General features: G+C 63.2%; 9 protein-coding genes. 1 reads left to right on the top strand and 8 read right to left on the bottom strand.

The features are described 5' to 3' along the window. The coding region (locus ACOZKU_RS27175) for an aminotransferase class III-fold pyridoxal phosphate-dependent enzyme (RefSeq protein ID WP_421581525.1) at nucleotides 1-517 on the bottom strand (517 nt) is incomplete at its 3' end. A gap of 246 nt (nucleotides 518-763) precedes the next feature. On the opposite strand from ACOZKU_RS27175, the gene ACOZKU_RS27170 reads away from it, so the two are divergent. Then, on the top strand, nucleotides 764-1,579 hold the full coding sequence (locus ACOZKU_RS27170) for a MerR family transcriptional regulator (RefSeq protein WP_314089064.1): 816 nt from the start codon (nucleotides 764-766) through the stop codon (nucleotides 1,577-1,579). Between the two features lie 52 nt (nucleotides 1,580-1,631). Here ACOZKU_RS27170 and ACOZKU_RS27165 read toward each other — a convergent pair whose 3' ends face one another. The 7 genes from ACOZKU_RS27165 to ACOZKU_RS27135 form a co-directional block, all read right to left on the bottom strand. Further along, nucleotides 1,632-2,531, bottom strand: coding sequence for a DMT family transporter (locus ACOZKU_RS27165; RefSeq protein WP_314089066.1), 900 nt, complete (start codon nucleotides 2,529-2,531; stop codon nucleotides 1,632-1,634). 109 nt (nucleotides 2,532-2,640) lie between these two features. After that, nucleotides 2,641-3,519, bottom strand: a complete 879-nt coding sequence (locus ACOZKU_RS27160) for a DMT family transporter (RefSeq protein WP_421581524.1) — start codon at nucleotides 3,517-3,519, stop codon at nucleotides 2,641-2,643. A 150-nt stretch (nucleotides 3,520-3,669) separates the two neighbouring features. Next, complete coding sequence (locus tag ACOZKU_RS27155; RefSeq protein WP_421581523.1) at nucleotides 3,670-5,103, bottom strand: aldehyde dehydrogenase family protein; 1,434 nt, start codon at nucleotides 5,101-5,103, stop codon at nucleotides 3,670-3,672. A 12-nt stretch (nucleotides 5,104-5,115) separates the two neighbouring features. Beyond that, complete coding sequence (locus ACOZKU_RS27150) at nucleotides 5,116-5,844, bottom strand: MBL fold metallo-hydrolase (protein ID WP_421581522.1); 729 nt, start codon at nucleotides 5,842-5,844, stop codon at nucleotides 5,116-5,118. Nucleotides 5,845-5,848: 4 nt separating this feature from the next. Then, complete coding sequence (locus ACOZKU_RS27145) at nucleotides 5,849-6,928, bottom strand: ABC transporter ATP-binding protein (RefSeq protein ID WP_421581521.1); 1,080 nt, start codon at nucleotides 6,926-6,928, stop codon at nucleotides 5,849-5,851. Continuing rightward, nucleotides 6,925-7,713 carry an ABC transporter permease gene (locus ACOZKU_RS27140; protein WP_421581520.1) on the bottom strand — a complete coding sequence of 263 codons (789 nt, stop codon included), beginning with the start codon at nucleotides 7,711-7,713 and terminating at the stop codon, nucleotides 6,925-6,927. The genes ACOZKU_RS27145 and ACOZKU_RS27140 overlap by 4 nt, the downstream gene beginning before the upstream one ends. Before the next feature lie 2 nt (nucleotides 7,714-7,715). After that, a partial coding sequence (locus ACOZKU_RS27135; protein ID WP_421581519.1) for an ABC transporter permease occupies nucleotides 7,716-8,498 on the bottom strand: 783 nt, incomplete at its 5' end.

The following is an 8,498-nucleotide window of genomic DNA, read 5'->3' as shown; positions in this document are numbered from 1 at the left end:
CGACCGGGAAGGGCACATGGAAGACGTCGCCCGGCATGGCGCCGAAACCGACCTTGTAGGGAACGACCTTGCCGGTCAGCGCCATGCCCATGAAGGTGCGGCCATGGAAGCCGCCCGAGAAGGCGATAACGGCCTGGCGGCCGGTGGCGGCACGGGCAATCTTGACAGCATTTTCAACGGCTTCGGCACCGGTCGTCACGAAGATCGTCTTTTTGGCGAAGTTGCCGGGAGTGATGGCGTTCAGGCGCTCGGCGAGCTCGACATAGTTCTCATAGGGCACGACCTGATGGCAGGTGTGTGTGAAACGATCGAGCTGCTTCTTGACGGCTTCGATGACGCGCGGATGGCGGTGGCCGGTATTGACGACGGCGATACCGGCAGCGAAGTCGATGTAGCGGTTGCCTTCCTTGTCCCAGATTTCCGCATTCTCCGCACGGTCGGCATAGATCTGCGTGGTCATGCCGACTCCGCGCGAAATGGCGGCGTTCTTGCGATCGGTAAGGGGCGTGGCGGTCATGGCGCTATCCTGAATCTGGAGGCTTCGTTGATCTGGTCCAAGGCAATCCCGACCGCAGAACCGCTGTGCGCTTTTGCTGGAATTGCGATAACTTACATTTTTTCTGCAAGTCTCAAGTGGAATTCCTACATTTTTTCTGTAAGAATGCAATACGGATTTTACGCGGGCAATACGACGGTTTTTAGGGCCGTGCATGGCCGGCCGGATGCTATAAGCGAACCATATACAGAATCAGGGATTGGCGCGATGGGTTCTGCGGAACCGGTGCATTACAAGGTGGCGGAGGCCGCCCGGCTTGCCGGTGTTTCGGCCTCGACGCTCCGGCTCTGGGAGACGCAGGGGCTGGTCGTGCCCGGGCGCTCGGAGACCGGTCACCGGCAATATAGCAGCGACGACGTCACCCGGCTGAAGCGCATCGCCTGGTATCGCACCGAACGTGGCCTTAACCCGGCCGCCATCCGCGAAGCCCTCGATGCGGAAGACCCCTCCGTCGAGACGCATGCACCCGAAGGCGATGCGCCGCAGGGCGTCGGCCGCAAACTGCGCAGCCTGCGGCACGATGCCGGCAAGACGCTGGAGCAGGTTGCCGGCGACATCGGCATCGCAACCTCCGTTCTCTCGACCTTCGAGCGCACCTCGCAGGGCGTGACTTTCCGCGTGTTGCACGATCTTGCCGAATATTACGGCACGACAGTCTCCAAGCTCTCGGGCGAGGAAGAGAACGACAACCGCTCCGTCGTGCGCGCGGGAGAATGGAAGCTCTGGCCCGAGACCTCGCCCGGTGTCACCGTGCAGGTGCTGGCCGACGGACGCAACATGATGGATTGCCACCGCTTCGTGCTGGCGCCCGGAGCATCCTCGGACGGTGCCTATAAACATGAGGGCGAAGAGTTCGTGCATGTCCTGTCGGGGCGCATCGAACTGGTACTCGACGGCCATGAGTTCCATGACTTGGGCCCCGGTGACAGCCTCTATTTCGAAAGCGCCCGCCGCCACGCCTGGCGCAATCGCCACGACGGCGAGACGGTGCTCATTTGGATAAACACGCCGCCGACGTTCTGAAGCAATTCCAGCAAAAGTGTGGAGCGGTTTTGCGTCCGGAATTGCGTCAAGCTTAAGCCTGCCGCTTGATCTGCTGTTCGCGGAAGAAGATGAACAGGCCGGAGGCAACGATGAAGCCGGCGCCGACCAGCATGGCCAGGCGCGGCGCATCGCCAAAAAACATCCAGCCGAACAGCACCGCCCAGAGCAGCAGCGAATATTGCAAGGGCACGACGGTTGCGGCATCGGCAAGCTTCAGCGAGCGATTGACCAGCATATGCGCGCTCATCGCCACGATGCCGAGCAGGCTCAGCAGCCCGAAATCGACGCTGCGCACCGGCGCCCAGCCCGCGGGATCGGCAAGGCACCAGATGCCGGAAAAGATCGCCGCGCCCGCCACCTGCCAGAAGACCAGCGTCGTATCGGGCGTGGCGCGCAGGGATCGGCCGAGCACCATGGCGAGGCTGAAGGCAAGGCTGCCGGCGATGGCAATCAGGGCCGGCAGCGTGAATGTATCCTTCGACGGCTCAAGGGCGATCACGACGCCGATGAAACCGACGATAATCGCCGTCCAGCGCCGCCAGCCGACCTTTTCGCCCAGCAGCAGCGGCGACATGGCCGCGACATAAATCGGAGCGGCAAGCCAGTAGGTCATGGCATCGGCGAGCGGCATATAGGCGACGGCGAAATAGAAGCCGGAGGCCTCGAAGGCGAAGAGGAACGAGCGAAGGAGGTGGAGTTTCGGCCGTTCGACCTCCACGAGGCGGCGAAAGCCGACGCGCCAGAAGAACGGCGCGAGCACGACGAGGGCCGCGATGCTGCGGATCAGCATGAGCTGGCCGACGGAATAGGTCGCGACCAACCATTTGCCGAGCACGTCATTCAGCGAGAACATGACCATGCCGAGCAGCATCAGCAACACGCCGAGACGCGCGGTGCCGTTGGTGGTAGAGGGGGCGGCGATGTCGGTCATATCAGGCACTCGGGTCTTGGGGATGCTGCGGCTGTGACACATTCGGCACAAGCGATCCAGTCAGCAATTTTGATCGCTGCATCAAACGCGGTGCAATCATGCCCCCCTGTCAGCCGCGGCGGGCGACGAGGATGCCGGCCAACACGATCAGGCCGCCCACGGCCTGCATCATGCCGATCGGTTCCGACAACACGATCCAGGCGAGAAGCGCGGCAACGACAGGCGCCATCAAAAGCGTCAGCGCGGAGAAGGCCGTCGGCAGGTGGGCAAGCGCATAGGTGAAAAGCCCCTGGCCGCCGACATGGCTGATCATGGCGAGGCCGATGACCATCGCCCAGCCGAACAGCGTCAGGGGCACCAGACCGCCTTCGAAGAAAAGGGCGATGGGCAGCATGCAGACGGCGGCGGAAACGGTGGTCCAGACGAGAATGCGCGGCGCGGAGAACCGCGCACGGACATGGCCGAGCGCGAGCATGTAGCAGGCATAGAAGAAGGCGGCCGTAATCGCCGTCGCGTCACCCGCCAGTTGCCCGCCGCCGATTGCCCCGGGGCCGCCCTTCAGCACGACGATGCCGACAAGAGCGAGCGCAAGCCCCGCCAGGAAGATCGGCGTGATGCGGGCACGGAAGAACAGCCAGGAACCGAGCGTCACGAAGACCGGCGCCATATTGGCGAGCAGCGTGGCGTTGGCAACGGAGGTCATATGCAAGGCAAGATGCCAGGCGACGAGATCGATGGCGAGAAACACGCCGGGCAGCAGCAGAAAGACATGGTCGCGGAGGCCGGAGGGCTGTTCGTCTGACTGTTTCCCCAGACGGGACATCAGGATGAACGGCAGGATGGCAAGCGAAACGCGCCAGAACGCCGTTGCCAGCGGACCGACCTCCGAGAGCCGCACGAAGATCGGCGATGCGCCGATGGCGATGCCGCCGAGGAGAAGCGCGGCAACGGCAAGGCGGGTCTGGGAGGAAGAGGAAGTCTGGGACACGGGTAGCCGTCCGATCATCGCGAAAGCTGCGGGCTATCAGACCGCGTCGTCCGGAGCCAGATGGCGTCTGCTAATTTAAGCGGAATTTTTTTGGACTGATGCGAAAGGCGGCGCCGTCTCCGGCACCGCCTTCCAGCCTTGTCGTAACGATTACGCCGCGTCGGGGCGATGAACTGTCTTCACTTCCAAGAAATCCTCGAGCCCGAACATGCCGCCTTCGCGGCCGTTGCCGGACTGCTTATAGCCGCCGAAGGGGCTGCCGTAGCGGTGCGGGCCGCCGTTGATATGCACCATGCCGGCACGCAGGCGGGCGGCGACGCGCTCGGCGCGCTCCGGGTTGCCGGTCTGGAGGTAGGCGGCGAGGCCGTAAGCCGTATCGTTGGCGATCGCGATCGCTTCCTCTTCGGTATCGAAGGGGATAATGGCGAGAACCGGACCGAACACCTCTTCACGGGCGATGCGCATCTCGTTGTTGACGTCGGCGAAGATCGTCGGCTTGACGAAATAGCCGGTCTCGAAACCATCAGGCTTGCCGGGTCCGCCGACGAGAAGGCGCGCACCTTCCGCAACACCCGCCTCGATCAGCGCCTGCACGCGGCCGAACTGGATGTGCGAGACGAGCGGGCCGATATGCGTGCCTTCCTCTTCCGGATTGCCGACGGTGGCTTCCTTGCCGACGCGCTCGGCGATCGCGACCACCTTGTCATAGGCGGAGCGCTCGACGAGCATGCGAGTCGGCGCGTCGCAGGACTGGCCGGAATTGTTGAAGCATTCGCGGATCGTGCCGGCGACGCGGTCTTCGAGGTCGGCATCGGCGAAGACGAGGTTCGGCGACTTGCCGCCGAGTTCCAGCGTCACGCGCTTGACCGTCTCGGCCGCATCCTTGCTGACAGCGATGCCCGCGCGGGTGGAGCCCGTAAACGACATCATGTCGACGTCCTTGTGCTTGGAAAGCGTCGCACCGCACTCGATGCCGTCGCCGTTGACAAGGTTGAAGGTACCAGCCGGGAAGCCGGCCTCATGCACCATTTCGGCATAGAGCATGGCGTTGAGCGGCGTGAACTCGGAGGGCTTCAGGATGCAGGTCGAGCCCGTGGCAAGCGCCGGCACGACTTTCAGCGCGATCTGGTTGATCGGCCAATTCCACGGCGTGATGAGGCCGCACACGCCGATCGGCTCGCGGCGCACCACGTCGCCGTTCGGCAGCACGTCGCGGGTCTTCAGGCGCTTCAGCGCATCGATGAAGCCCTGGAGGTGACCGACGCCGACGTCTGCCTGCTGCTCGGTGCTCATGGTAATCGGCGCGCCGAGTTCCAGCGTGATGGTGCGCGCCATCTCATCGTAGCGGCGCTTGTAGATTTCGAGCAGCTTTTCGAGGAGGGCAAGGCGCTCCTCGACGCTGGTCTGGCTGTAGGTCGCAAAGGCCTTCTTGGCGGCGGCGACGGCGCGGTCGATATCGGCGGCCGTGCCCATGGTGATGACCGCGATCGGCTTTTCCGTCGCCGGGTTGATCACCGCGAGGTCATTGGGCTTCAGCGGATCGACCCACTGGCCGTCGATATAGAATTTGCGCTTGTCGAGCATGCTTTTCTCCCGTCACTTCTGTTTTCCGTCGAGCCAGCCCTTGATGAGCTGGCGGTAGCGTTTACCGCTGAAACTCGGAAAATGGCCGCCATGCACCAGCCGCACCGGCAGGGTCATGAGCCGTTCCATCGAGGCGATGTAGTCTTTCCCATTGGAATGATAGGTGTCCTCGATCAGCGGGCCGTCATAGACGATGTCGCCCGAGAACAGAATTTCCGTTGCCTTCTCGTAGAGCGCAATACCCCCTGGGGAGTGGCCCGGCGTGTGGATGACCTCGAAATGGCGGTCGCCGAGATCGATCACATCGCCGTCTTCGAGTAGGCGCGTCGCCGGCGCCCGCTTCACCGCGTAGCATTTCGAGCAATAGGGCTCCGGCGGCAGCGCGTCGAAAATCTCGTCGGTGACATAGGGATCGGCTAGCGTGTTTTCCCGTGTGGGATGGGCGAGAAGTTCGGCCTCGGCGGAATGCACGGCGCGGCATTCGAACTCATGATGGCAGCCGATATGGTCGAAATGGGTGTGGCTTGCCACCGCGATCAGGTCGCGCTCCGTCACCAGCGGCACCCATTCCCGCAGCGATACGACACCCATGCCGCTATCGACCAGCATGTCGCGGTCGCGCCCGCGCACGTGCCAGATGTTGCAGCGGTAGAATTCCCGGATATAGGGCTCGCTGATGGAGGTCACGTCGTCGTCGAGACGACGCACGCTGTACCAGTCTTCCGGGCGGATGCGCTGCATCAACCTACACTCCGTCCTGAAGCACGACGATGCCATCCGCCTTCAGCCGAAGGTCAATCTCGGCGCCGACTTCAGGAGTGTCGGTCTGGGGAAGGTGGGCCGTCAGCACCGTATCGCCCGCCGCGACATGGCAGCGGTGATGCGTGCCGAAGAAGGCGCTGCCGGTGATGCGGCCGCGGCCGAGCGAGATGGCCGGAACATCGGCATTGGCGTTGCGGAAATGCTCAGGGCGAATGCAGAGCGTCACGTCCTTTCCAGCCGAAGGCAGGCCGGAAACGAAGGCGGAGGCGGGCAGCGCCACGCGGCCGAGTGCTGTCTCGACTTCGGCTTCGTTGCCGGACGTGCCACGCACCTTGGCCGGCAAGAAATTGGCCTCGCCCATGAAGCCGGCGGAGAACAGCGAGCGCGGGCGCATGTAGATCGAGGCCGGGGTGCCGACGTCCTCGATGCGCCCCTTGTTCATCACGACGATGCGGTCGGCGATCGCCATCGCCTCTTCCTGGTCGTGCGTGACATGCACGAAGGTCGTACCGACGCGCTTCTGGATCGCCTTCAATTCATCCTGCATCTGCCGGCGCAGTTTCAGGTCGAGCGCGCCGAGCGGCTCATCGAGCAAAAGCACATGCGGATCGACGGCGAGGGCGCGGGCGAGCGCCACGCGCTGCCGCTGGCCGCCGGAAAGCTCATGCGGCTTCTTGGCCGAGGATGCCCTGAGGCCGACGAGATGGAGATAGGAGAACGCCTTCTCGAAGCGTTCGGCCTTACTCATGCCGCGCATCCTGAGACCAAAGCCGACATTGTCGCGCAGGCACATATGCGGGAAGAGGGCGTAGTCCTGGAACATCGTCGTCGTCGGACGCTTCGCCGGCGAGACATGGGTCATGTCCTCACCGCCGATGGAAATGGTGCCGGACGTCGGCTCGATGAAGCCGCCAAGGATGGAGAGAAGGGTGGTCTTGCCGCAGCCGGAGGGGCCGAGCAGCACGATGAACTCGCCAGCGGCGATATCGAGCGAGACATCGTCGAGCGCCCGGAACGAACCGAAGACCTTGGTGGCGTTGCGGATGGAAACGTCGGCGGTCATGAGGATTTCCCGGTTTTACGGAAGACGGTGAATTCCATCACGACGAGGAACGCGATGGAAATGAGGAAAACGACGCTGCCGATGGCATTGGTCTTGGGATCGAGGCCGGAGCGCAGCATGCTCCAGATCTCGACCGGCAGCGTCACGTCGAAGCGTGACAGCAGGAAGGCGACGATAAACTCGTCCCAGCTGAAGGTGACGGAGAGGAAGAAGGCGGCGAGGATCGACGGCAGCAGCATGGGGGCCGTGACGAGCAGCATGACCTCCCAGTCTTTCGCGCCGAGATCGCGCGCCGCCCGCTCGATATTCACCTGATGCCCGCCCATCGAGGCATAGATGATGGCAAAGCAGAGCGGCAGGTTGATCACCACATGGCCGATGCCGACGGTGACGAGCGACAGCCGCATGCCGGTGATGTTAAGGATAGAGAGCAGGCCAAGCCCGATGATCAGCGTGCTCACCGTCATCGGCGCGACGATCAGGCCGCGCAGCAGGCCGGAGGCCGGCAGCGTGTAGCGGGCGAAGGCATAAGCCGCGAGGAAACCGAGCACGCAGGCGACCGCTGAGGAGATCAGCGCAACCAGCAGCGAATTGCCGAGCGCGGCCATCAGCTTACCATCAGAGAAGATCGCCTCGTACCAGCGCAGCGTCAGGCCGTTCAGCGGCGGCACAGGCAAGGAGCCGTCCTGGAAGGAGAACAGCACCAGCACGACGACCGGCAGGAAGATGAAGAGATAGATGAGGCCGGCATAGAGCGCGGTAAGGACGTTGGAAAGATGGCGCATGATCAGGTCCTCTCCATCTTCAGCCAGCGCGCGCAGGCGATGTAGGCGAGCGTGACGACGACCATCAGCACCAGCGAAAGCGCGGCCGCCATCGGGAAATCCGCCCGCCTTCCGAGTTGCAGCATGATGACCTGCGGCAGTACCAGCTCGTTGTTGCCGCCGAGGATCTGCGGCGTGATGTAATCGCCGATGCACAGCACGAAGGTGAGGAAGGCGCCGACCATGATGCCGGGCAGCGTCAGAGGCAGAACGACGAACCAGAAGGTCTGGAAAGCGTTCGCGCCGAGATCGGCGGCGGCGCGGCGATAATTCGGCGAGAGCTGGATGAGGTTGGCATAGATCGTCAGCGTCAGCAGCATAACGAAGAAATGCACGAAGCCGATGACCGTGCCGGTGCGGTTGGCCGAGAGTTCCAGTGGTTCGGCGATCACACCGAGCCAGAGCAGCGCCTGGTTGACGACACCGCCCTTGGAGAGCACCAGCAGCCACGAATAGGAGCGCACCACATAGGAGGTCCAGAACGGCAGGATCGCCATGATGAGCGCGAAACGCTGCCATTTCTTCGGCACGCGCTCGGCGATGATCCAGGCGAGCGGGTAGGCGAGCAGAATGGAGATGACCGTCACCGTCGCCGTGATCTCCAGCGAGACGACCAGGCCCTTGAAGAAATGCGCCTTGCCGAAGAAGGCGATGTAGTTGTCGAGCGTCCAGGTCGCGACGATTTCGCGCCCCTGCCGTGTCCAGAAGCTGATCGCCGCCATATAAGCGAAGGGCACGAGGAAGAA

Source organism: Shinella sp. M31 (assembly GCF_049199205.1).
In the GTDB taxonomy this organism is placed as follows: Bacteria; Pseudomonadota; Alphaproteobacteria; order Rhizobiales; family Rhizobiaceae; genus Shinella.
The sequence above is the reverse complement of the archived record's forward strand: the minus strand, read 5'-3'. Positions and strand labels throughout refer to the sequence as shown.

What these genes read in the sequence shown, in the direction of transcription:
- ACOZKU_RS27170 (WP_314089064.1), top strand. Translation starts at nt 764, where the DNA reads ATGGGTTCTGCGGAACCGGTGCATTACAAGGTGGCGGAGGCCGCCCGG.
- ACOZKU_RS27165 (WP_314089066.1), bottom strand. Translation starts at nt 2,531, where the DNA reads ATGACCGACATCGCCGCCCCCTCTACCACCAACGGCACCGCGCGTCTC.
- ACOZKU_RS27155 (WP_421581523.1), bottom strand. Translation starts at nt 5,103, where the DNA reads ATGCTCGACAAGCGCAAATTCTATATCGACGGCCAGTGGGTCGATCCG.
- ACOZKU_RS27150 (WP_421581522.1), bottom strand. Translation starts at nt 5,844, where the DNA reads ATGCAGCGCATCCGCCCGGAAGACTGGTACAGCGTGCGTCGTCTCGAC.
- ACOZKU_RS27145 (WP_421581521.1), bottom strand. Translation starts at nt 6,928, where the DNA reads ATGACCGCCGACGTTTCCATCCGCAACGCCACCAAGGTCTTCGGTTCG.
- ACOZKU_RS27140 (WP_421581520.1), bottom strand. Translation starts at nt 7,713, where the DNA reads ATGCGCCATCTTTCCAACGTCCTTACCGCGCTCTATGCCGGCCTCATC.